At 63.9% G+C, this 23,811-nt stretch carries 18 protein-coding genes; 8 read left to right on the plus strand and 10 right to left on the minus strand.

What is annotated here, in order from left to right; all coding sequences use genetic code 11:
- Positions 1-31 precede the first annotated feature (31 nt).
- Entirely contained in the window at positions 32-1,885 is a 1,854-nt protein-coding gene (treS, locus tag AC1TQG_RS26455; protein WP_482141884.1) for a maltose alpha-D-glucosyltransferase, read from the plus strand.
- Positions 1,882-3,258: a maltokinase N-terminal cap-like domain-containing protein gene (locus AC1TQG_RS26460; RefSeq protein WP_482141885.1), complete on the plus strand. Its 1,377-nt coding sequence runs from the start codon at positions 1,882-1,884 to the stop codon at positions 3,256-3,258. The genes treS and AC1TQG_RS26460 overlap by 4 nt, the downstream gene beginning before the upstream one ends.
- 25 nt (positions 3,259-3,283) lie before the next feature.
- Here the strand turns inward: AC1TQG_RS26460 and AC1TQG_RS26465 are convergent, their stop codons facing one another.
- Both AC1TQG_RS26465 and AC1TQG_RS26470 read right to left on the minus strand, forming a co-directional pair.
- Positions 3,284-3,808 (minus strand): 2'-5' RNA ligase family protein, encoded by a 525-nt coding sequence (locus AC1TQG_RS26465; protein ID WP_482141886.1) that lies wholly within the window; start codon positions 3,806-3,808, stop codon positions 3,284-3,286.
- Complete coding sequence (locus AC1TQG_RS26470; protein WP_482141887.1) at positions 3,809-6,139, minus strand: molybdopterin-dependent oxidoreductase; 2,331 nt, start codon at positions 6,137-6,139, stop codon at positions 3,809-3,811. It lies immediately after the preceding gene.
- Between the two features lie 43 nt (positions 6,140-6,182).
- On the opposite strand from AC1TQG_RS26470, the gene AC1TQG_RS26475 reads away from it, so the two are divergent.
- The gene (locus tag AC1TQG_RS26475) at positions 6,183-7,247 is read left to right on the plus strand and encodes an isocitrate/isopropylmalate dehydrogenase family protein (RefSeq protein WP_482141888.1); all 1,065 of its coding nucleotides are present in this window, start codon (positions 6,183-6,185) and stop codon (positions 7,245-7,247) included.
- Between the two features lie 15 nt (positions 7,248-7,262).
- Here AC1TQG_RS26475 and AC1TQG_RS26480 read toward each other — a convergent pair whose 3' ends face one another.
- A complete protein-coding gene (locus tag AC1TQG_RS26480; protein ID WP_482141889.1) occupies positions 7,263-8,090 on the minus strand; it encodes a class I SAM-dependent methyltransferase in 828 nt (275 codons plus the stop codon).
- A 142-nt stretch (positions 8,091-8,232) separates the two neighbouring features.
- Between AC1TQG_RS26480 and rpsA the strand changes: the two genes are divergently transcribed.
- Entirely contained in the window at positions 8,233-9,726 is a 1,494-nt protein-coding gene (gene rpsA, locus AC1TQG_RS26485; protein ID WP_482141890.1) for a 30S ribosomal protein S1, read from the plus strand.
- Positions 9,727-9,782: 56 nt separating this feature from the next.
- Here the strand turns inward: rpsA and AC1TQG_RS26490 are convergent, their stop codons facing one another.
- Entirely contained in the window at positions 9,783-11,114 is a 1,332-nt protein-coding gene (locus tag AC1TQG_RS26490) for a serine hydrolase domain-containing protein (RefSeq protein ID WP_482141891.1), read from the minus strand.
- A 255-nt stretch (positions 11,115-11,369) separates the two neighbouring features.
- Here AC1TQG_RS26490 and aztD point away from each other — a divergent pair, with 255 nt between their 5' ends.
- Together aztD and coaE are read left to right on the plus strand one after the other, a co-directional pair.
- Entirely contained in the window at positions 11,370-12,614 is a 1,245-nt protein-coding gene (gene aztD, locus AC1TQG_RS26495) for a zinc metallochaperone AztD (RefSeq protein ID WP_482141892.1), read from the plus strand.
- A 130-nt stretch (positions 12,615-12,744) separates the two neighbouring features.
- Positions 12,745-13,662 (plus strand): dephospho-CoA kinase, encoded by a 918-nt coding sequence (gene coaE / locus AC1TQG_RS26500; RefSeq protein WP_482141893.1) that lies wholly within the window; start codon positions 12,745-12,747, stop codon positions 13,660-13,662.
- Positions 13,663-13,683: 21 nt separating this feature from the next.
- Here coaE and AC1TQG_RS26505 read toward each other — a convergent pair whose 3' ends face one another.
- Positions 13,684-14,193, minus strand: coding sequence for a ribonuclease FAU-1 family protein (locus AC1TQG_RS26505; protein ID WP_482141894.1), 510 nt, complete (start codon positions 14,191-14,193; stop codon positions 13,684-13,686).
- 75 nt (positions 14,194-14,268) lie between these two features.
- On the opposite strand from AC1TQG_RS26505, the gene uvrB reads away from it, so the two are divergent.
- Both uvrB and AC1TQG_RS26515 read left to right on the plus strand, forming a co-directional pair.
- Positions 14,269-16,425 (plus strand): excinuclease ABC subunit UvrB, encoded by a 2,157-nt coding sequence (gene uvrB / locus AC1TQG_RS26510; RefSeq protein WP_482141895.1) that lies wholly within the window; start codon positions 14,269-14,271, stop codon positions 16,423-16,425.
- 198 nt (positions 16,426-16,623) lie between these two features.
- Complete coding sequence (locus AC1TQG_RS26515; RefSeq protein ID WP_482141896.1) at positions 16,624-17,070, plus strand: universal stress protein; 447 nt, start codon at positions 16,624-16,626, stop codon at positions 17,068-17,070.
- On the opposite strand, the gene AC1TQG_RS26520 is transcribed toward AC1TQG_RS26515, so the two are convergent.
- The 5 genes from AC1TQG_RS26520 to AC1TQG_RS26540 form a co-directional block, all read right to left on the minus strand.
- Positions 17,058-19,256 (minus strand): HelD family protein, encoded by a 2,199-nt coding sequence (locus tag AC1TQG_RS26520; RefSeq protein ID WP_482141944.1) that lies wholly within the window; start codon positions 19,254-19,256, stop codon positions 17,058-17,060. The genes AC1TQG_RS26515 and AC1TQG_RS26520 overlap by 13 nt on opposite strands.
- 218 nt (positions 19,257-19,474) lie before the next feature.
- Positions 19,475-19,732, minus strand: a complete 258-nt coding sequence (locus tag AC1TQG_RS26525) for an HPr family phosphocarrier protein (protein ID WP_482141897.1) — start codon at positions 19,730-19,732, stop codon at positions 19,475-19,477.
- A gap of 49 nt (positions 19,733-19,781) precedes the next feature.
- The gene (locus AC1TQG_RS26530) at positions 19,782-21,878 is read right to left on the minus strand and encodes a PTS fructose transporter subunit IIABC (protein WP_482141898.1); all 2,097 of its coding nucleotides are present in this window, start codon (positions 21,876-21,878) and stop codon (positions 19,782-19,784) included.
- 71 nt (positions 21,879-21,949) lie between these two features.
- On the minus strand, positions 21,950-22,945 hold the full coding sequence (locus AC1TQG_RS26535) for a 1-phosphofructokinase family hexose kinase (RefSeq protein WP_482141899.1): 996 nt from the start codon (positions 22,943-22,945) through the stop codon (positions 21,950-21,952).
- Entirely contained in the window at positions 22,942-23,709 is a 768-nt protein-coding gene (locus AC1TQG_RS26540; RefSeq protein ID WP_482141900.1) for a DeoR/GlpR family DNA-binding transcription regulator, read from the minus strand. Before AC1TQG_RS26540 ends, AC1TQG_RS26535 begins: the two co-directional genes overlap by 4 nt.
- Positions 23,710-23,811 lie beyond the last annotated feature (102 nt).

A 23,811-nucleotide genomic window follows, 5' to 3' on the forward strand; every position in this document is an offset into this window, starting at 1 on the left:
AACATCGCCGAGTGAGACAACCGAGGTGTGTATGCCCCTGGAGAATCAGCCGGACTCATCGCGACCGCCACTGGACCTGTCCGAGGCTGAGCACACAGCCGACGGACATCTGGTCGAGGCGCAGTCAGATGACTTCGATCACGCGAAGCCGCTGCGTGTAGACAATGAGTGGTTCAAGAAGGCCGTGTTCTACGAGGTGCTCGTTCGTGCCTTCAACGACTCGAACAACGACGGAGTCGGAGATCTACGCGGTTTGACCGACAAGCTCGACTATCTGGCATGGCTGGGTGTCGATTGCCTGTGGTTGCCGCCGTTCTACGATTCGCCGTTGCGCGATGGCGGTTACGACATCCGGGATTTCCGGACCGTCCTACCCGAGTTCGGAACGGTCGACGACTTTGTCGAGTTGCTCGACCAGGCGCACCGTCGCGGGATCCGCATCATCACCGACCTGGTGATGAACCATACGTCCGACAGCCACCTGTGGTTCCAGGAATCACGCTCCGATCCGGAGGGCCCGTACGGCGACTACTACGTCTGGGCCGACGACGATGCGAGATATCCGGACGCGCGCGTCATCTTCGTCGACACCGAGATCTCCAACTGGACGTGGGATCCGGTTCGCGGGCAATACTATTGGCACCGTTTCTTCTCCCACCAGCCCGACCTCAATTACGACAATCCCGAAGTCGCCGAAGCGATGATCGATGTTTTGCGGTTCTGGCTCGACCTCGGGATCGACGGGTTTCGGCTCGACGCGGTGCCGTACCTGTTCGAGCGGGACGAGACCAACTGCGAAAATCTCAGTGAGACGCACCAGTTCCTCAAACGCTGCCGCAAGGTTGTCGATGACGAATACCCCGGACGAGTCCTTCTGGCCGAGGCAAATCAGTGGCCGGCCGATGTGGTCGAGTACTTCGGCGAATCGGAAGTCGGCGACGAATGCCATATGGCGTTCCACTTCCCGCTGATGCCACGAATTTTCATGGCGGTTCGCAGGCAGAACCGATTCCCGATCTCGGAGATCCTCGAACAGACACCGCCGATTCCGAAGTCGGCCCAGTGGGCGATCTTCCTGCGCAATCACGATGAGTTGACGCTGGAGATGGTCACCGACGAAGAGCGTGACTACATGTACGCCGAGTACGCCAAAGACCCACGGATGAAGGCCAACATCGGGATTCGGCGCAGACTCGCGCCGTTGCTCGACAACGACCGAAACCAGCTGGAACTGTTCACCGCATTGTTGTTGAGTCTGCCGGGATCTCCGATGCTCTACTACGGGGACGAGATCGGCATGGGCGACAACATCTGGCTCGGCGACCGGGACTCGGTGCGTACCCCCATGCAGTGGACACCCGATCGCAATGCCGGCTTCTCGCGGACCGATCCGGCGAGGATGTATCTGCCGGTCATCATGGATCCTACTTATGGATTCCAGGCGCTGAATGTCGAAGCGCAGATGTATTCGACCAACACGCTGCTGCACTGGACACGGCGCATGATCGAAGTGCGCAAGCAACATCCGGCCTTTGGGCTGGGGACCTTCACCGAACTCGGCAACAGCAATCCGTCGGTGCTCACCTACCTGCGGGAATTGGCGCCGTCAGCCGAAGAGCGTCGATCCAGCGACGTCATCCTCTGCGTCAACAACCTGTCCCGCTTCCCGCAGGCCGTGATCATGGACCTGTCGATGTTCGACGGCCGGATCCCGGTGGAGCTGACAGGGTCGATACCGTTTCCGAAGATCGATTCCGCGTCCTACATGGTGACGCTCCCTGGCCACGGCTTCTATTGGTTTGCGTTGCAACCGGACCCGGCTGATGCCGGTGTCGCCCAGGGATATCCACTCAGCAGCGAAGCAGAGGCGGCGGTCCAAACATGACGGTGAACTTGCCCGATGACCAGGAGTTGGCCACCGGATTGACGCAATGGCTCCCACAGCAGCGGTGGTTCTCGGCGAAAGACCGCCGAATAGTGGCGGTGCGGGTGATCATGCGGGTTCCGTTGGCTGCCGACGACGGCTACGCGGCCGAATACGTGTTGGTCTCTGTCGAATTCAGTTCTGGCCCCGACCTGCGATACCAAATCCCGCTCGGATATCGCACGCACCTGTCGGAACCGCTGCTGACGTGGGCGGTGACTGATCCGGTGCCGGAGGAGGCGAGCGCCTATGACGGGTTGCAGGATCCAGACCTGACCGGGCGCCTCCTCACTGCGCTGGCCACCGATGAGCGCATCGGGCCTTTGCGATTCGAGGCCTTGCCCGGTCGTGTTGTCGACTCGCAGGCGCCTGGTCGGGTCATGAATGCCGAGCAGTCCAACACGTCGGTCGTATTCGGTGAGTCCCTGCTGTTCAAGATATTCCGGCAACTCGAGGTCGGGATCAATCCTGACGTGGAACTACATCGCGCCCTGAGTGAAGTCGGGTGCAAGCATGTGGCCGAGCTACGCGGCTGGATCGAAGCAGACATCGATGGTGATCCAACGACGTTGGCCATGGCGCAGGAGTTCGTCGACAACGCCGCCGACGGGTGGAGCATGGCGCTGATCAGTGTGCGTGATCTGTTCAGCGAGGCCGACCTGCATGCAGCTGAGCTGGGAAGCGACTTCGCCGCCGATGCCGAGCGACTCGGCGCGGCACTGGCACACGTGCATGCGGATCTGGCCCGGAGCCTCGGCGTGAGCGAGCGCAATGGCAACGGCTCGGTGATCAGTGAGATGCGGGCACGATTGAGCGCCGCGGCTGAATCGATTCCTCAACTGGCAGCCCTGCGCGAGCCGGTGTCGGCGGTATTCGACCAGGCCGCCGACGCGGGCCCGACACCTGTGCAGCGAATCCACGGCGATCTGCATCTCGGTCAGGTTCTGCGAACACCGTTGACATGGTTGCTGATCGATTTTGAAGGCGAACCGCTCAAATCGGTGGCCGAACGCCGATTGCCCGACAGTCCGTTGCGCGATGTGGCAGGCATGCTCCGGTCGTTCGACTATGCCGGGCACCATCTCCTGGGCGAGGCCACCCCGGGGCGCACCGGGCAACTCGAGTTCCGTGCCTGGGAATGGGTGGAACGCAACTCGGCGGCATTCTGCGACGGGTACGCCGCCGTGACCGGTGAAGACCCCCGAGCCCACTCCGCGTTGCTCCGGGCCTACGAACTCGACAAGGCCGTCTATGAAGCGGTGTACGAGGCGCGTCACCGCCCGGCATGGTTGCCGTTGCCGTTGAATGCGATCGAGCGACTTGTCGCCGTGTGACCTCAGATCCCGTGGTCGGTGTGCGTCAGATCAGCCGGAACTCTTCACGGGTGTCGCCGTTCCAGCGTCGCAGGCCTGCGACGTGTGCGGTGAACATCTCCGGGTGGTCACTGATGGCCCGCACGATGTGTCCGAGCTGACCTGGCAGCAGCCGGCGGGCGAGCGTGATGTGTGGGGTCCAGCCGCCCGGCTGGATATGGGGCAGCAGCCGTCCGCCGATATGTGGTCGGGTCGTGGCATATACCCGGGCATGTACACCCAAGAGGCTTTCGGATGGGACCGCCAAGCGGGCGGCGGTACCGCGGCGACCCCAAAACAGCAGGAGGGCTCCGACATTGACGGGCATCCCGACAACATCGGGTATCGCGCCGAGCTCATCGTCCACGGCGGCGTCGATCGAGTCGGCCGCGACCAGGGTGACGTGCGGTCGATTGGATGTCGACCGGATGTTGCCTTGGCTGGGCAGTCCGGCATCGGTGATCTTCTGCCACTGCTGTCCGATGACGGTGTTGGTGGCCTCATCGAAGATGAGCTCGATCGAGTGCGCCATTCAGCGCCGACTCCATTGCTTCTGGTCATGGGCGGTGACCGTCGGAACATCGCCGCGATAGACCTCGATCTCGACTCGGACGAGTTGTCCGGTCGATCCCTGTGACAACCGGGACGTGCCGACGTCGCGGGTGAGGACATTCGGATTGCCGTGGACGCAGTCGGCGATGTCGGGGGCGCTGTAGTCGAACCAGGCGCCGGTGGACAGTTGCGCGATGTTGGGTGTGACCCGGTCGTCGAGGACCGCGCCTGCCAGCATCTGAGCGGTCTGACTGCGGACCAGAACCAGATCGCCATCGGCGATGGAACGCGAGGCGGCGTCGTCGGGATGGATGCGGATCGGCTCTCGGCCTTGCACTTTCGACGCGGCGCTGTAGGCGCCGTGATCGAGTTGGCTGTGCAGTCGCGTTTTCGGATTGTTCGCGATCAGGCAGATCGGGTACGCGCCGGAGCCGAGTCCGTCGGCCTCTGGTGGGGCGAGCCAGGCCGGGTGCGGCGGGCAGTCGTCGTAGCCGAATCCCGCGATGGTGTCAGAGAAGATCTCGATCCGGCCGCTCGGGGTTGGCAGCGGATGTGCGGTGGGATCGCTGCGAAACTCTTGGTAGAGAGTGTGTTCGGTGTCTGCGCCAGAAAGCTCGAGTCTGCCCTTCTCCCAGAATTCGGCGAAGTTCTCCTGCGGGGTGTGTTCTTCGGGTGTGGCGCGGCGCCAATCCTCGTACATCTTCTCGAGCCAACCGGGTTCATCGAGATTCTCGGTGAAGGCATCGAAGACGCCGAGGCGTTTGCTGAGCTGGGCAAGGACGTCGAAGTCGCTCATCGACTCGCCAACAGGTTGGGTCACCTGCCGCATGGCGATCATGGTCTGGTCGTACCGTCCGCAGCCGATGTCGTTGCGCTCGAGCGTGGTGGTCACGGGGAACACGATGTCAGCGTGGCGTGCGGTTGCCGTCCAGAAGGGTTCGTGCACGATGACGGTCTCCGGGTTTTGGAAGGCGCGCCGGAGCCGGACCAGGTCCTGGTGGTGGTGGAACGGATTGCCGCCGGCCCAGTAGACCAATTTGGTGTCGGGATAGACCTTGGTCTGCCCGTTGAACTCGTAGCTCTCGCCGGGGTGGAGCAGCAAATCCGCAATGCGCGCCACCGGGATGAACTCGTTCACCGGGTTGGCGCCCTGGAAGAACGTCGGCAGTGAATAGGGGAGTTTGGCCGCACCCATGCCACCGGTCGAACCGTAACCGTGTCCGAAACCGCCTCCGGGAAGACCGATTTGACCGAGGAACGCGGCCAGCGCGATGGAAGCCCACAAAGGTTGCTCGCCGTAGGTCGCTCGCTGCAACGACCACGATGTGGTCACCATCGTGCGTTTGGATGCCATCCGCCGAGCCAGGTCGGCGATCGATTCGGGATCCATGCCGCAGAGCTCTGCCGCCCACCGTGTGTCCTTGACAACACCGTCGGGTCCGCCGCGCAGATAGTCGGCGAACCGCTCGAAGCCCACGCAGTAGCGGCCGAGAAAGTCCCGGTCGCAGAGGTTTTCGTCGAGCAGTACCCAGCACAGCGCCAGCATCAGTGCGGTGTCACCGGCCGGAGTGATGGCGATCCACTCGTCGTGCTCCGTCAGCGCCAGGTCGTCGGCCAGTGGACCGATCAACACGAACTGCGCACCGTTGTCGTGTGCGGCATCGATGGCGCCGCGCACGATGTGTTTGCTGATGCCGCCGCCGTTGATCTGGAAGTTCTTGGCTGGGATGCCCCCGAAACACACAAAGAGCTCGGTGTGCCGGCTCATCACCTGCCACGTGGTCGGGTTGTACAGCGGCGCCTCGCTCCCGACGATGTGCGGGAGCAGCACGCTCGATGCACCGTGGCTATAGCTGTGTACCGATCGGGTGTAACCGCCGAGGCAGTTCAGGAAGCGATGTATCTGACTCTGCGCGTGGTGAAACCGGCCCGCACTGGCCCACCCGTACGAGCCACCGAAGATTGCGCGGTTACCGAAGGTGTCGCGCACGCGTTCCAACTCGCGAGCCGCCAGGTCGAGCGCGTGATCCCACGTCACCTCGACGAACTCGTCGTCGCCGCGAGCACCGTCGGCGCCGGGTCCGTTGTTCAGCCATTGGCGGCGAACATACGGATGCAGGATCCGGGCGCCGGTGTCGAGCGACGCGGGGATGTTCCCCAGGAGCGGCGAGGGATCGGGGTCGGCGGAGTCCGGCTCGACATGCATAACGTCGCCGTCGACGGAAGCGGTGAAGACACCCCAGTGCGAACTGTTGGTCGCTCCCGAACTTTTGGCCGATGCCGATCTTGTCACCCATGCTTCGTCAGGCATGTCCCTCAGTGTTGCAGCTCCGCCATCTGGAAGCATTGTCGCCATGATGCAGTGCTACCGGATCGGACTGATCAATGGTGACGGGATCGGTCCCGAAGTCGTCCCGGCGGCCGCGCGCATCACCGAAGCCGCACTGACAAATCTCGACCGTGCGGTCGAATGGGTACCCCTGGACATCGGCCGCGCGGCGATCGAGTCCGCGGGTGAGGCAATCCCCGAACAGACGCTGTCCGCGCTGGATGACCTGGACATGTGGATCCTCGGACCCCACGATTCGGCGGGCTATCCGGCCGAGCATCGCACCGGTCTGACACCGGGTGCGGTGATCCGAAAGCGCTTCGATCTCTACGCCAACATTCGTCCCGCAGTGGCTTATCCGGGGGTTCCGGCGGTGAGTCCACAGATGGATCTGATCATCGTGCGCGAAAACAGCGAGGGGCTCTACGCCGACCGCAACATGGCGCGTGGGACAGGGGAGTTCATGCCGACACCCGACGTCGCCCTCTCGGTCGGCGTGGTCACCCGCGCGGCGACCGAACGAATTGCGGTGTCCGCGTTCGAGCTTGCGATGACGCGGCGCAAACAGGTGACGATCGTGCACAAGGCCAACGTGCTGACGATGACGACCGGACTGTTCCGCGACGTCTGCCTGCAGGTCGGGGAGCGGTACCCGCAGGTACAGATCACCGAACAGCACGTCGACGCCATGGCCGCGCACCTGGTGCGGCGCGGGCACGAGTTCGACGTGGTGGTCACCGAAAATCTCTTCGGCGACATCTTGTCGGACCTCGCCGCCGAACTCGCAGGTTCACTGGGCCTGGCCGCGTCGATCAACACCTCGGCGACCAAGGGGATGGCCCAGGCCGCCCACGGCGCCGCGCCCGACATCGCCGGGCGCGGCATCGCGAATCCGGTGGGCATCATCGGGTCGGCCGCGATGATGCTGGATTGGCAGGCGGCCCGATCCGGTGACAACAACCTTGCCGACGCCGCCACCCGTATTCGGGCAGCAGTCGGATCAGCGTTGTCGCAAGGGGTCGCCACCCGTGATCTCGGCGGTTCCGCCACCACCACCGAGTTCACCGAGGTCGTACTGCGCTCGATCTGACACCGCGGACTTCGGTCAGGGCTTTCTGCAACAGAAGATGGCGGTGCCCGGAAAATGTTGACCGCGAAGCGGACTCCATTGACCCCACTCCCGGTCGAAGCCCTCCGGCCATTCCGGCTCGATGAGGTCGTCGAGAATCAAGCCGGCCGCCCGGATCTCCCGGATCCGATCGCCGACGGTGCGGTGATGTTCGACGTACGACACAGTCCCGTCGTCCTCGGTCTCCACATACGGAGTGCGGTCGAAGTAGGAGAGCATCACGGTCAGTCCGGCAGGCCCCGGATCATCCGGGAACATCCACCGCATCGGATGGTTCACCGAGAAGACCCACTTCCCACCGGGCTTGAGCACCCGCGCCACCTCGGCCATCACCCCCGCGGAGTCCGCAACAAAGGGCACGGCCCCGAATGCCGAGCACACCGTGTCGAACACCTCGTCGCGGAATGGGAGCTGTTCGGCGCCTGCCTGGACCAGCGGCGGCTGTGGACCGCCGCGCGCCATCGCCATCTGACCCCGCCGCAGCATTTCCCGCGACAGGTCGAGGCCCACCGCATGGGCGCCCTGCCCGGTGAGCCATCGGCTGCACGGCGCCGACCCGCAGCCGATCTCGAGAACGGTTTTTCCGGTAACGTCGCCTAGTAGGTGAACGTCTTCTTCGCGGAGCCCTTCGGGGCACCAGACAAAGTCGCCGGCCTCGCTGCCCGCTCCAAGGAATTCGCCGTGGCTGACGTGATATTCGTCGGCGTCGGCGTCCCACCAGCGACGATTCGCCGCGGCGCTCGTCTGCGAGTCCACGGAGCCGCGCAACAACGGGTGCGACTCGCCGGTATTTGCCCAGCCCACCGGGCCTGGCGTATCCTCAACCACGCGCGTGCCTGAGCTCGTGTGGTTCTACATGCCGATCACTTTGCAGTGATCCGTGTCGTTCCAGCAATATCTGCATTATCTGTCCCTACAACCCAACCTGTCCGGAGCCATCTAACATATGCCGTCCACGACCATTACCTCGCCGCAAGTAGCCATTAACGATATTGGCTCGGCTGAGGATTTTCTTGCTGCCATCGATGCAACTATCAAGTACTTCAATGATGGTGACATCGTCGAGGGCACCATCGTCAAGGTTGACCGTGACGAAGTGCTGCTCGACATCGGTTACAAAACCGAGGGAGTGATCCCGTCCCGCGAATTGTCCATCAAGCACGACGTCGACCCCAGCGAGGTTGTCAGCGTCGGTGACGTGGTGGAAGCACTGGTCCTCACCAAGGAGGACAAAGAGGGTCGGTTGATCCTGTCCAAGAAGCGCGCTCAGTACGAGCGTGCGTGGGGCACCATTGAAGAGCTCAAGGAAAAGGACGAGGCCGTCAAGGGCACCGTCATCGAGGTCGTCAAGGGCGGCCTGATCCTGGACATCGGTCTGCGTGGATTCCTCCCCGCATCGCTGGTGGAGATGCGTCGCGTGCGCGATCTGCAGCCGTACATCGGCAAGGAGATCGAAGCCAAGATCATCGAGCTCGACAAGAACCGGAACAACGTCGTCCTCTCGCGCCGTGCATGGCTCGAGCAGACCCAGTCCGAGGTGCGCAGCGAGTTCCTGCACCAGTTGCAGAAGGGCCAGGTCCGCAAGGGCGTTGTGTCCTCGATCGTCAACTTCGGCGCATTCGTCGATCTCGGCGGCGTCGACGGCCTGGTTCACGTCTCCGAGCTGTCTTGGAAGCACATCGATCACCCGTCCGAGGTTGTCGCAGTCGGCGACGAGGTCACCGTCGAGGTTCTCGACGTCGATCTGGACCGCGAGCGCGTATCGCTGTCGCTCAAGGCGACCCAGGAAGATCCGTGGCGCCAGTTCGCTCGCACCCACGCCATCGGCCAGATCGTGCCCGGCAAGGTCACCAAGCTGGTTCCGTTCGGTGCATTCGTGCGGGTCGAAGAGGGCATCGAAGGCCTCGTTCACATCTCGGAGCTGGCCGAGCGCCACGTCGAGGTGCCGGATCAGGTTGTCGCCGTTGGTGACGACGCGATGGTCAAGGTCATTGATATCGACCTCGAGCGTCGCCGGATCTCGCTGAGCCTCAAGCAGGCCAACGAGGACTACACCGAAGAGTTCGACCCCTCGAAGTACGGCATGGCCGACAGCTACGACGAGCAGGGCAACTACATCTTCCCCGAGGGCTTCGATCCCGAGACCAACGAATGGCTCGACGGATTCGACAAGCAGCGGGAAGTGTGGGAGTCGCGCTACGCCGAGGCAGAACGCCGCCACAAGATGCACACCACTCAGATGGAGAAGTTCGCCGCTGCCGCCGAGGCCGCTGCCAACGCTCCGACTGATTACTCGTCGGATTCGGCTGACAAGGATGGTGACGACGCTGCGACCACAACGGCATCGTCGTCCTCGTCGTCCGCTCCGAAGAGCGGTGGCTCGCTGGCCAGCGACGAGCAGCTCGCTGCTCTGCGCGAAAAGCTTTCGGGCAACGCCTGATAGAGCTGTAACTCAAACCGCCCCCGGCCTTTCGGTCGGGGGCGGTTTGTTTTGGTTCAGCCGCCGCCGGTGTCTTCCGCGGCATCGTCGATGTCCTCGCCGGTGTCGTCGGCAGGCCCGGCGTACACGTACGGGACCAGTGACTTTGCGACCATCGCGGCCGGCGGCAGCCCGTCGGCGGTGGGGGCCAGGTTGCCCCAGACCACCATCGTCACGTCGTTGACCGGGTCGTAGCCCATGAACGAGTTGTAGCCGGGCATCTCGCCGATGTGCCCGAGCAGCGGTCCCATCTGTGCGATGCCGTAGCCGTATCCGGAACTCGCCGGGTCGTCGGGATCAGAGGGTTCGATGCTGTCCATCCTCAGCTGCTGGGTTTTCGCATCGAGCAACCGGCCACTGCCCAGGGCCTCCACCCAGATCGCCAGGTCGTTGGCGGTCGAGATGCCCTGTCCCGCGGCCCACGTCCACGAGGGATTGTCCTTGGTGGTGACCCTCGGTTGGACCGTGCCCGCCTCGATCGCTGCCAGGCGCTCGGGCGGAAGAGACTCCTTGCCTTCGCCCAGGGTTTCGAGGTTCCCGCTGTACGAGTATCCGCTGACATACGGAGCCGGGATGGAGGTGTCGGTGTTGGCGGGAAATGACGTGCCCGTCATGCCGAGTTCCGAGAAGAACCGGTCCTGGAAGACCTGTGCGAGCGGTTTGCCGTCGAGTTCCTCGGCGATCAGACCGAGCAGGACAGTGTTCGTGTTGGAGTAGTGGTACTCGGTGCCGGGAGCCGAATACGGCGGGTTGGCGAAGGCGAGAGCCAGCAGCTCCTCAGGCGTCCACACCCGTTGGGTGTCGTCGTCGAGGGCCGTGTTCAGTTCGAGTGTCGCGGTGTAGTTGTAGAGCCCGCTTCGCATGTCGAGTAATTGGCCGACGGTGATGTTCTCCCCGTTCGGGACATCTGGCCGGTATTCGGAAACCGGATCGTCGACCGAGATCTTGCCTTCCTGGACCATCTGCATGATGGCGGTACCGGTCCAGGTCTTTGTGTTCGAGCCGACGCGAACCCTGGTGTCGACGGTGGGTTCGTCGGTGGAGTCGATTCCGAGTGTGCCCCACGCGTTCGTGTAGTCACCCTGGGGCGTCCGGATCAGCACCAGCATCCCGATTTCATGGAACCCGGTGGCGAGTTCGTCGACCACTGCGTCCATGGCGGCGGTGTCGAGGGATACCAGCGCACTGTTCGACGTTGAACTGCTCGTGGTCGATGATGTGTCTGCATCAGATGAGCAGGCGGTGCCAACCAGTGCGGTCGTGAGCATCAAGGTGACTGCGACGGATTGTCCCGACCGCCGGGTTCGACGGTGATAGTCCTTGGTGTTCAACAGATTCGGTGACAACATGTGTGCTCGATTCCGGTGTGCCGATCGCGCCGAGGACACCGGATCCATCTGGGCGACAGGGATGTTCGGTAGAGCTTCGGGGGACCACATGGGCCGCTCGGGAATCCAGCACGCGCCGATCCCGACAGGTGGGACGCTCCGTGTGGGGTAGTGCGACGGTACCTCCCGATCGCATCTGCAGGACGCGGTTGCGCCAATGAGCTATGCAAACATTGCTTTTTGACAATCATTGTCATTAAGGCGGACGATTCGGGTGTGAAAAATACTCGCGCCGTCCAATTGATCACCGTTCTCTGTGTCGGGGGTCTACTTGTCGCCTGTGGAACCGACGACGGCACCACCACCTCAACCACTGCCGAGAAACCCTCGGGGAGCGCAGCTGCCGGTTCTGATCCCGTTGAACAGACCTCGGCCACCAAGCGGCTGGCATTCACTCACGATGACGGCATCGTGATCGTCGATGCAGACGATCTCGAGCCGGTCGGAGACATCGCGACCGAGGGATTCATCCGGCTGAATCCGGCCGGCGATGGGCGCCACGTATTCGTGTCCCGGCCCGAAGGATTCGGTGTCCTCGACATGGGCACGTGGACACGCCAACACGGTGATCACGGCCACCACTACACGGCGCAACCGGCGATGACGGAGCTGACTTTCGGCGGGGGGGAGCCAGGACACGTTGTGGCACATCATGATCGGGTCACGCTGTTCTCTGACGGCACCGGTGGGATCGATGTGGTTGCACCCGCCGAACTGTCGCGTGGCAAGGCTCAGACGGAACGCCATCAGGTACCGGCGCATCACGGTGTCGCCGTGGCGCGCGCCGATGGCACCCTGGTGACAACAGTGGGTACCGAAGAATCCCGCAGTGGCATCCAGATTCTCGGACCCGACAACGCGGTGCTCGCAGGCAACGATCAATGTCCCGGTGTCCATGGTGAGGCCATCGCCGCCGGCGAAGCGCTCGCATTCGGATGCCAGGACGGTCTCCTGGTGGTGCAGGGCAACAACATCCAGAAGATCGCCAGCCCGGACGTCTACGGGCGGATCGGCAATCAGGCAGGCACCGAAGCGTCGCCGGTGGTACTCGGTGACTACAAGGTGGACAAGAATGCCGAGCTCGAACGTCCGACCCGGATCAGTCTGACCAACACTCAGACCGCTGAACTCCGACTCGTCGAATTGGGTACCAGCTACAGCTTCCGATCACTGGCCCGCGGACCGCAGGGGCAGGCGCTGGTCCTGGGCACCGATGGCGACATCCACGTGATCGACCCCGCTTCGGGCACCACGACCAAACGGATCGAGGTCATCGAGGACTGGGCTGAGCCCATCGAGTGGCAGCTTCCGCGTCCGACGCTGTTTGTCATGGAGTCGACCGCCTACGTCACCGATCCGGCGAACAACAAGATCGTCGCGGTGGACCTCGACAGCGGCGACATCACCGCCAAGAACGAGTTCGCCGCGGCTCCGAACGAGCTGACCGGTGTCACGGGTTGACCCAATGGCTTGATCGTCCACCCGCTTTCGTTCCGTCCCGTCCACATCTCGGCGGACTGGTGCAAAAGCGGACTGGTGCAAAAGCGGGTGGATGCGGGAAGACAACGGGTCGATCTGCAACACTGGGTCGGTGATTCGAGTAGGCCTGACCGGCGGTATCGGCGCCGGAAAATCCACGGTGGCACGCACGCTGACAGAGCGCGGTGCGTATCTCATCGATGCTGACCTGATCGCCCGGGAAGTCGTGGCGCCGGGATCCGACGGTCTCGCGAAGCTTGTCGAGGCGTTCGGAGCAGACATCCTGCTCCCCGACGGTGCCCTCGACCGGGCGGCATTGGCGGCCAAGGCCTTTGTCGATGACGAGCAACGCAAGAAGCTCAACGGCATCACACATCCGCTGGTTGGTGCCCGCGCGGCAGAACTGCTCGAGGCGGCGCCTGCGGATGCGATCGTGCTCCAGGACATCCCGCTGCTGGTGGAGAACCGGACCGCGCCGTTCTTCCATCTCGTGGTCATCGTGCACGCCGAGGAAGACGTCCGGCTCGCTCGCCTGACGGGACAGCGCGGCATGCCGGAAGAGGATGCCCGCGCCCGGATCCGGTCGCAGGCGAGCGTCGAGGATCGGCGTGCGGTCGCAGATGTCTGGCTCGACAACAGCGGTACCCCGGACGACCTCGCAGCACTCGCGGCCACGCTCTGGGACGAACGGCTCGTGCCGTACGAGCGTGGGGTCCGCACCCGTGTGTGTGCGCCACAACCGACGGCGGAGGTGGCCTACCGAGAGCAGTGGCAGGTCGATGCGACCCGGCTGGCGGATCGGCTGCGGTTGCTCGGCGCCGACAAGATCGTCGACATCAAGCATGTGGGCCCCACCTCAGAGGTCGGATCCGCGGCCGTCGACGTCATCGACTTCGACGTAGCGCTGGCTGCAGGGGCGTCGGCAGCAGATCTCATCGACCCGCTCTCGGACGGCGGATTCCCGGTGAGCAGTCCCGGAGTGCACGCCAACGCCGATCCCGGGCGGGCTGTGACGATCAGACTGGTGTGACGGTCACGCTCGACTGAGGGCTCACTCCCACACCAGTGCTACGCCCTGCGCCGCGAGCCAGGCCTCGACGTCGTCACCATGTGTGGCGGCCCCGGTCATCGTGCGGGCTGCGATGTGGACGGCTGCCTCGGCGTGCTCGCGGGGGAGCAGCCCGGCGGCATGGGCGTCGAACAGTTCGTCGACGTCTTCGAGCTCGATACGTCCCGAGCGCTCGATCAGGTCGAGGTACCAATCCTCGGAATGCCAGCACCCCTGTGCGTCGGGACGCGTGAACTCCCCGATGTCGAGGTAGAGGCGTTGGTCACGTTCGAACCCGGGACGAAAGTGGAAGATGGTGGCCCGGAGTCCGAAGTCGGGGAGTAGCCAGGACTGGAGTCGGCTGAACTTTCGATGGTCGGCGGGCCGGTCCATGTAGAGGCCGAATTCAGTGGCCCGGTAGACATCTACCTGGCGGATGAACCCTTTCGGATCGGTGTTCGTGCGCCCGGGTACGTCGAATGTCTCGTGTTTGGGCGGATGAATCGCGTCCATCGCGTCAACCTAGCCCAGTGCGATGTTCACTGTCGGCGTACGCGCCGTGTCGGAGGTCGCGTTTACTCTGATGACATGGCCTTTGCAGCAGAACATCCGATCATTGCGCACTCGGAATTCCGCCCGGTCGGGGAGATCGAACGTTCGGCGGCCACCTTTGAGGTGGTCAGCGACCACTCGCCGGCCGGCGATCAGCCGGCGGCGATCAAGCAGCTGGAGCAGCGCCTGGCCAAGGGTGAGAAAGACATCGTGCTGCTCGGTGCCACCGGTACCGGTAAATCGGCGACCACCGCGTGGCTGATCGAGAAGGTCCAGCGGCCGACCCTGGTGATGGCGCCGAACAAGACCCTCGCCGCCCAGTTGGCCAACGAGCTACGTGACATGTTGCCCAACAACGCCGTCGAGTATTTCGTGTCGTACTACGACTACTACCAGCCAGAGGCGTACATCGCGCAGACAGATACCTACATCGAGAAAGACTCGTCGATCAACGACGACGTCGAGCGACTTCGCCATTCGGCGACGTCCAACTTGCTGTCGCGCCGCGACGTGGTCGTGGTGGCATCTGTGTCGTGCATCTACGGTCTCGGTACACCGCAGTCCTACCTCGATCGTTCGGTCCAACTCGACGTCGGACAGGAGGTCGACCGTGACGCGCTGCTGCGATTGCTCGTCGACGTCCAGTACAGCCGCAACGATGTCAGCTTCACCCGAGGCAGTTTCCGGGTGCGCGGCGACACCGTCGAGATCATCCCCTCGTACGAGGAACTGGCGATCCGCATCGAGTTCTTCGGCGATGAGATCGAGGCGCTGTACTACCTGCATCCGCTGACCGGAGATGTCGTCCGGCAGGTCAAGGGGCTGCGCATCTTCCCGGCCACCCACTATGTGGCCGGTCCCGACCGGATGGAGCGGGCCATCGTCTCCATCGAGGCCGAACTGGAAGAGCGGCTCGCCGAGCTGGAGGGCAAGGGCAAACTGCTCGAGGCCCAGCGGCTGCGGATGCGGACCAACTACGACGTCGAAATGATGCGGCAGGTCGGGTTCTGCTCCGGAATCGAGAACTATTCACGGCATATCGACGGCCGCGGTGCCGGTACTGCGCCCGCCACGCTGATCGACTACTTCCCGGAAGACTTCTTGATGGTCATCGACGAGTCGCATGTGACGGTGCCGCAGATCGGCGCCATGTACGAGGGCGACATGTCGCGCAAGCGCAACCTGGTCGATTTCGGGTTCCGGTTGCCGTCGGCCGTCGACAACCGTCCGCTGACCTGGAGCGAGTTCACCGATCGCATCGGTCAGACGGTGTACTTGTCGGCAACGCCCGGGAAATACGAGTTGGGGCAGTCGAACGGTGAGTTCGTCGAGCAGGTCATCCGCCCGACCGGCCTGGTCGATCCGCAGGTGGTTGTCAAACCCACCAAGGGGCAGATCGACGACCTGATACATGAGATCCGGGAACGCACCAAGAAGAACGAGCGGGTTCTGGTCACCACGCTGACCAAGAAGATGTCGGAAGACCTCACCGACTATCTGCTGGAGATGGGTATCCGGGTACGTTACCTGCACTCGGAGGTCGACACGTTGCGCCGTGTCGAACTCTTGCGACAGCTGCGGCTCGGTGACTACGACGTCCTCGTCGGAATCAACCTTCTCCGTGAAGGTTTGGACCTGCCCGAGGTGTCGTTGGTCGCGATTCTCGATGCCGACAAGGAAGGGTTCCTGCGGAGTACCACCAGCCTCATCCAGACCATCGGCCGTGCGGCCCGAAACGTCTCCGGTGAAGTGCACATGTACGCCGACAAGATCACCGACTCGATGCGCAACGCCATCGATGAGACAGATCGTCGACGCGAGAAGCAGGTGGCCTACAACAAGAAGATGGGTGTCGATCCAAAACCGTTGCGTAAGAAAATCGCCGACATCCTCGACCAGGTCTACGAAGAAGCCGAGGACTCTGTCGCCGTCGGCGGTTCCGGCCGCAATGCCAGTCGTGGACGGCGCGCGCAGGGCGAACCGGGTCGAGCCTCGACCTCGTCGGGTGTTCTCGAAGGCCGGGACGTGTCTGCGATGCCACGCGCCGAACTGGCCGACCTCATCGGTGCGCTCACCGATCAGATGATGAATGCTGCCCGCGACCTGCAGTTCGAACTTGCGGGTCGCCTGCGCGACGAAATATCCGATCTCAAGAAAGAATTGCGCGGTATGGACGCCGCAGGCATCTCCTAGCCGATCTCCCGCAGATACATGTGACGTGAGTGACAGTAAGTGTTGTCGCAGGTCAGCGGGCATGGTGGCGTGCGCTTCGGTGGATACCCAATTGTTGGCCGCGGGTATCGATATACCCTCTCGGAAGGCAACGCCCGCTTCTCGGAAGGCATTGCCGCGGAGCGTATCCACATGCAAGCACGTTTATTGGAGGAATGAATGAGCGCATACCAGACCGTCGTAGTGGGAACCGATGGATCTGAATCGTCGATGAAGGCTGTGGAACGAGCGGGGGCGATCAGTGGGGACTCGGCAAAGTTGATCATTGCCTGTGCGTACTTCCCGACTGACGACAAGGACTTCTCTGCGGCATCAGATGTGCTCAAGGACGAGGCTTACCAGGTGCACGGGTCTGCGCCGACCGAAGAGATTCTTCGGAGTGCCAAAGAGCGGGCGGCCGCGGCAGGTGGCGTCAACATCGTCACCCGCCCAGTCGTCGGCTCGCCGGTGGACGCGCTCCTGAACCTGGTGCAGGACTCCAAGGCCGACCTGCTCGTGGTCGGCAACAAGGGTCTCAACTCGATCGCAGGCAGGTTGTTGGGATCAGTTCCGGCGGACGTCGCCCGCAAGTCGCGGTGCGACGTCCTGATCGTTCACACGGTCTGAGCGGACTGCCTCAGAGGCTCGGGCAACTCGGCGCTGTGCACAATTGCCAGCTGCTGGGTTGCCCGGGTGAGCGCGACATATAGGTCGCCCCATCCGCGCGATGATTGATGCACGATCATCGTCGGCTCGATCACGATCGTGCGGTCGAATTCCAGACCCTTGCACTGCGCCACCGTGAGAACGGACAGCTCTCCTGTGCCCTCGAGATTCTCAGTGGCACTGCGGATCTCGTCGACCAGATCGTCGGGTGCGATGATCGCGGCGATACCGTCGAGAGGTTCGGTGGCGAGCCGACCGGCTACCGCACCGAGCTTGTCGGCCGATGTGTGTTCGAACACCGGGGGCCGCCCGCTCGACCTGATCGAGGTGGGCGCCGACATCTCCTTGTCGATCTGTTCGAGAATCGGTGCCGCGACCGCCATGATCTCGCTGGGCGTGCGGTAGTTGACCGTCAGGTCGAACTTGCGCCACCGCTGTGCGACATACGGCGTGAGGACTTCGCCCCAGGAATTCGTCCCGGCCGGATCGCCGGTCTGCGCGGTATCCCCGATGACGGTCATCCAGCGATTCGGGATGCGGCGCATGATCATTCGCCAAGCCATCGCCGACAGTTCCTGGGCCTCGTCGACGATCACGTGCCCGAACGTCCACGTGCGGTCGTTGTAGGCGCGTTCGGCCGTGGTCAAAGCCACCCGGTTGGTCTGGCGTGCGGCGAGTTGTTCGGCGTCGATCAGGTCGTACGCCATCAGGATCTCCGGATCAAGTTCGTCCTCGAGATCCTGTGGTGCCGAACCGGTCAGGATGTCGAGTGCATCCTGTGCGTCCGAGAGCTTTTGGCGCCACTGGGCGCGTTCGCGTTCTTCATCGTCGTTGTCGTCGATGCCGATGATCTCGGCCAGTTCGTCGAGCAACGGGGCGTCGGCGGCGCTGAAACCACCCCGCTCGGTACGGAGAAGTGCGTCGCGGTCGGATTGCGACCAGCCTGGCGTCGCGGACTTGATCCGCTCGGGCGACGTCAGCAGATCGGCAAGCACCACTTGCGGAGAAAGCTGTGGCCAGAAGTGCGCCAGTGCGGCGGTGATATCCGGGTCTTCGCGCATCTCGTCACGAATGTCCGCGATGTCGGTGCCGCTCAACAACTGTGAACCGTCGACAACGCTCGATCCGATGCGTTCGGCATGTTGCTGGGCCAGAGCGTCGAATGCCGAGCGCAGGAACACCGATCGGGCATGGTTGTGCGGCCGCCTCGATGACCGGGCCCGACCGCGGGCGCGCTGGATCACCTTGCTGGTGATCGCGACCTCATAGCCCTCGAACTTGCGGATGATCGGCGATGTGGGCAGCTCTTGCCGGTCCCGGACCGCTTGTTTCAGGACCTCGACGATGGCCAGGTCGCCCTTGCGGGTCGATGCCACCGGATTGTCTGTGAGGGTGGCCCGTACGCCCGGATAGAGGTCGCCGATGGTCGAGAGGAGCACGCCGCTCTCACCGAGCGAGGGGAGCACCTGTCCGATGTACTTCAGGAAGGTGGTGTTGGGCCCGATGATGAGAACGCCACTGCGCGCGAGGGTTTCGCGATAGGTGTACAGCAGGTACGCGGCGCGGTGGAGCGCGACCGCGGTCTTGCCGGTACCCGGACCGCCCTGGACCACCAGCACTCCCCGGTGCGGTGACCGGATGATGACGTCCTGCTCGCGCTGGATGGTTTCGACGATGTCGTTCATGTGCCCGGTGCGGGCGGCATTGAGCGCGGTGATCAGAGCCGTCTCGTTCACCACATCGCCGTGGCCGGTGTTGTCGGCATCGGCGATCTCGGTGACGTCGAGGCGTTCTTTGTTGATCGCGGTGATCTTGCGATTGCGGGTCCGGACGTGACTGCGGACCTGGACGTCTTCCGGTGAGGCCGGCGTCGCGAGATAGAACGGGCGACTGAGCGGTGCACGCCAATCGAGCAGGAGAGTGCTGTCCTGCTCGTCGTCATCGAGGATGCCGATACGGCCGATCCGGCGAACCTCACCGTTCTCGAGGTCGAGGCGACCGAAATAGAGATTGTGTTCGGCAGCATCGAACTTCGTCAGATCGTCGTTGTACAGACGCTCATAGGATTCGCGTTCGGAACGTGCCTGCGGAGTGCCGCCGGTGTCGCGCAGAGCAGATGCCAACCGCGTCTGGGTATTGCGGCGCATCCGGTCCAGACGACCATATACGCGATCCAGATGGTGTTGCTCGGCCTCGAACACGGTCCTCCTCGGTTTGCTTCAGCACCTTGTCGAATTGCGAATTCGACCGCGCCGTACGCGCACAAAATAGTGCTAAAGAATAACGCGGTGGGTCGGGTAAACGTTCCCGGCCCACCGCGTCACGTTGGGGATGCGGCCTGCTAGCAGGCAATACTCATCGTCGTTCAGGCGTCGAGATCCGACGCGACGAGCTGGGCGACCTTGTCGAGGGTTGCCTGGTCTTCGCAGGTGACGGTGACCTCGGTGCCCACGGTGGCGCCGAGAGTCATGATCAGCAATGCCGAACCGGCGTCCACCGGCTCACCACCGGCCACCGAAAGTGTCACCGGGACTCCGGCGGCGGCAACGGCCTCGGCGATCGTGGCTGCGGGGCGGGCATGCAGACCGATGGACGATCCGACTGCAACGGTGGTACTTGGCATGATTTCTCCTTGTTGTTATTCGGTTGATGCTGATCAGGGGCGATATCGGTCAGGCCGCGCTGAGAACCTTTGTCTCGTCGGGTGCTGCCTTGCGGGGACGGATGAATTGTTTGGCAGCGACAACGCACAGCGCCGAGACGATGGTTCCCGCGGCAAGTGCGACAAAGAACCAGGCGATCCCACCGATGGCGAACGAGACGAAGATGCCACCGTGGGGAGCGCTCAGGGTGACGTCGAAGGCCATGATCAGACCTCCGGTCACGGCGCCACCGGCCATCATCGACGGAATCACCCGCAGTGGGTCGGCCGCCGCAAATGGGATGGCGCCCTCGGAGATGAACGAGGCGCCCAGCAACCAGGCGGCCTTCCCGTTCTCCCGTTCGGCCTCGGTGAAGAGCCCGGGACGGACGGTCGAGGCAAGTGCCATCGCCAGCGGCGGCACCATGCCTGCCGCCATGACCGCGGCCATGATCCGTAGTGAGGCGTCGTCGGTGACCGAGAGTCCGGCCACCGCGAACGCATAGGCCGCTTTGTTGACGGGTCCACCGAGGTCGAAGCACATCATCAATCCGAGGATGACACCGAGCAGGATGGCAGACGAGCCGGACAGGCTGTTGAGCCAGTCGGTCAATCCCTCGGTGATCGAGGCCAGCGGTTTGCCGAGCACGATGAACATCAACAAGCCGACAACCAGCGAGGCGAACAGCGGGATGACCACCACTGGCATCAGACCGCGCGCCCATTGTGGAACGGGTATCCGGCCGATGTAGAGGGCGGCAAAACCGGCGATCAATCCGCCGACGAGGCCGCCGATGAACCCGGCTCCGACGAATACGGCCACCGCGCCCGCGGTGAAACCGGGGGCCAGGCCCGGCCGGTCGGCGATGGCAAACGCTATGTAGCCGGCCAGCGCGGGCACGAGGAAGCTGAAGGCCAGGGAGCCGAGCTGGTACAGGACGGCGCCGATGTAGGTCATCAGACCGCCGTCGGGCAGTGACGTCAGTGAGTTGTCGAGGGTGATCTCTGCTGCGTTGTCCGAGATCTCATAGCCTGCGAACAAGAATCCGAGTGCGATGAGCAGTCCACCGGCGGCCACGAACGGGATCATGTAGCTCACGCCGGTCAGCAGGATCTGACGCGTTCGCGTACCCCAACCGACGTCGCCGCCGCCGGAGCCGGATTGTTCGGTGTCGCCGGTCGTGGAGCCTGCGACTCTGGCCGCGTTGGGATCTTCGCCCGCGCGCAACGCCTCGGTGATCATCGTGTCCGGTTCGTTGATCGCACGCTTGACACCTGAGGCGACCACCGGCTTGCCTGCGAATCGCTCCTTGCCCTTCACTCCGACATCGGTTGCGAAGATCACCGCGTTTGCCGAGGCGATCGCCTCGGGTGACAGCGGAGTGCTGCCGCTCGACCCCTGGGTCTCGACGAGCACCTCGACGCCTGCGCGTTTGCCTGCCGCCACCAGCGAATCGGCGGCCATGTAGGTGTGCGCGATTCCGGTGGGGCAGGCGGTGACCGCGACGATGGTCTGCTCGGACCGGGCCGGACCGGTGTCGCCGGCGGGCGGGGCAGGCGACTTCTCGGTACTTGGCTTCTCAGCACCGGCCTTGTCGGGGGTGGCGGCCGTGGCAGGCGGCGTGGCAGCGGGTGCGGCCGCGGGTGCCGGATGCAGGACATCCTCGACGAGTGCGACAACGTCGTCGGGACCGGCGGCTGACCGGAGTGATGACACGAACTCCGGCCTGACCAGCGCGCGGGCCAGCGCGGTCAGCAGTTTCATGTGCTCGGAACCGGCGCCGGCCGGTGCCGCGATGAGGAACACCAGATCGGCCGGGCCATCGGGGGCGCCGAAATCGACCTTCGGGTCGAGTCTGGCAAATCCGAGGGACGCCGTGACGACGGATTCGTCCCGGCAATGCGGGATCGCGATCCCACCGGGAAGTCCGGTGGCCGATTGTGATTCACGGGCCAGCGCGGCGTCGCGCAGGCTGTCGACGTCGGTGGTGCGCCCGGCGGCGGCGAGCTTGCCGGCCAGGGCCCCGATGACGGCCTCTTTGGCGGTGCCGAGTCCGGCATCGAGCGTGATCAGTTCTGGAGTGATGATCGCCGGCGTGGGGCCGGTGTGGACTGTCGGGTTCGACATGACGGATTCCTAGGTTCGAGATGCGCGATCGTGAGGGTGCGCAGCGCTGGTGTTCAGATCGGGTGCAGCCATCAGGGGCTGCCGAGGATCGAGGTCAGCGCGGTGACGGTCACCGCGTCCGGATTGATGTGACTGGGACTCGGAAGTGCCGTGCCCGGTAGGGCGGCAGCGGCACTGCCGTACGCGACCGCCATGACGAGGCGGTCAGCTGGTCCGGCGTTTTCCAGATCAGCGAGTAGATATCCGGCCAGCGACGAATCGCCGGCACCGACCGTGCTGAGCGGCACGATCGGAGGTGTGGTGGCGTGCCAGGCGCCTGTCGGCATGACCAATACCGCGCCCGCGGCACCCAACGTGGCGAGCACGGTCTGTGGGCCGCCGCGCTCGATCAGCGATCGGGCCGCGCGGGCGGTGGGGTACGGGTCGCCATCTTCGGCGGCACGTTCGAGTTCGAGTCCGTCCATCCCGACGATCTGCCCCAGTTCTTCAGCGTTGGGCTTGATCAGATCGGGTGCGGCAGTGGAGAATTCGGCCGCGAGTGCACGCAAGGGGCCGTCCGAGGTGTCGACCGCGATCCGGACCGGGGTGCTCCCGGTCGAGGCGGTGCGGAGCGTCGCAACCAGATCGGCGTACCAGCGATCGGGGACTCCCGGTGGCAGCGAACCCGACAGGACCACCCAGTTGGCAGACGCCGACAGGTCGCGCAGACAGGTTGCGAGGGCGTCGAGGTGTTCGGGAAGCAGTGCGGCGCCGGGCTCGTTGATCTTGGTCGTGGTGCCGTCCGGTTCGGTCACGGTGAGATTCACGCGCGCCGCACCGGGATATTCGATCGCGCGGTGCTCGATGCCGGCTTCGGTCAATGCCACGAGGAGTGGTTCGTTCCGGTTGCCGGGAAGGACTGCCACGGCGCGTCTTCCGGCAGAGGTGATCACGCGGGCGACGTTGACGCCCTTGCCGCCCGGATGTGAGGTCGCGGTGGTGGCACGGTGTACGGCGCCGCGACGCAGTGGTTCGGCCAGCGTCACGGTGCGGTCGATGCTGGGATTGGCGGTCAGCGTGATGATCATGCCGTCACCAGGTCGACGCCGGCATCGACGAACTCGGCACGGGCGGCGTCCGAGATCTCGGTGTCGGTGATGAGTACATCGACACGATCGATCGGGGCGAAGCTGATCAGGTCTTCGCGGCCGACCTTCGAGGAGTCCGCGACAACCACAACCTGGTGCGCGGATGCGACCATGGCCCGCTTGACGGCCGCTTCGTCGCTGTCTGGCGTGGACAAACCGTGGCGCACGCTGATGCCGTTGGTCCCGATCACCGCGACGTCGACTCGCATCGTGGACAGTGTGCGTAGGGCTTCGTCACCGACGACTGCCTGGGTGATGCCGCGGACGCGTCCGCCGAGCAGATGCAGCCGCAGACCGCCGAGGCCGCTGACTCGCATGGCAACCGGAAGGGAGTTGGTGATGACAACCAGATCCTGGTCGGTTGGCAGGTACGCGGCCAACCGTGCGGCGGTGGTCCCGGCGTCGATCAGCACACTGCCACCGGCCGGTGGCAAATGGTCGAGGGCCGCTTTCCCGATTCGTTCTTTCTCGTCTGCGTGGCTGTTCTCGCGCTCGGTGGTGCCGAGTTCGATGGCGGTCAGGGCCGAGGCCGGGACCGCGCCGCCGTGTACTCGCCGGATCAGTCCGAGCCGGTCCAGTGCGGCCAGATCGCGACGGACGGTTTCGGTCGTCACGGCGTACAGCTCGGCGAGGTCTGCGACTGACATGCGACCGTTCTGCGCGATGACCGATGCCATCGCATGCTGCCGTTCCTCTGGGTACATCCGTCCTCCGTGTGGCTCGCCGCGATGTGCAAGCATGTGGTTTGAATGTTGCTTTATGTTGTTTTATGCCCGAACGTCTTGTCTTGTCAAGAGGTTTCTGTA

Source organism: Williamsia sp. Y844 (assembly GCF_056786475.1).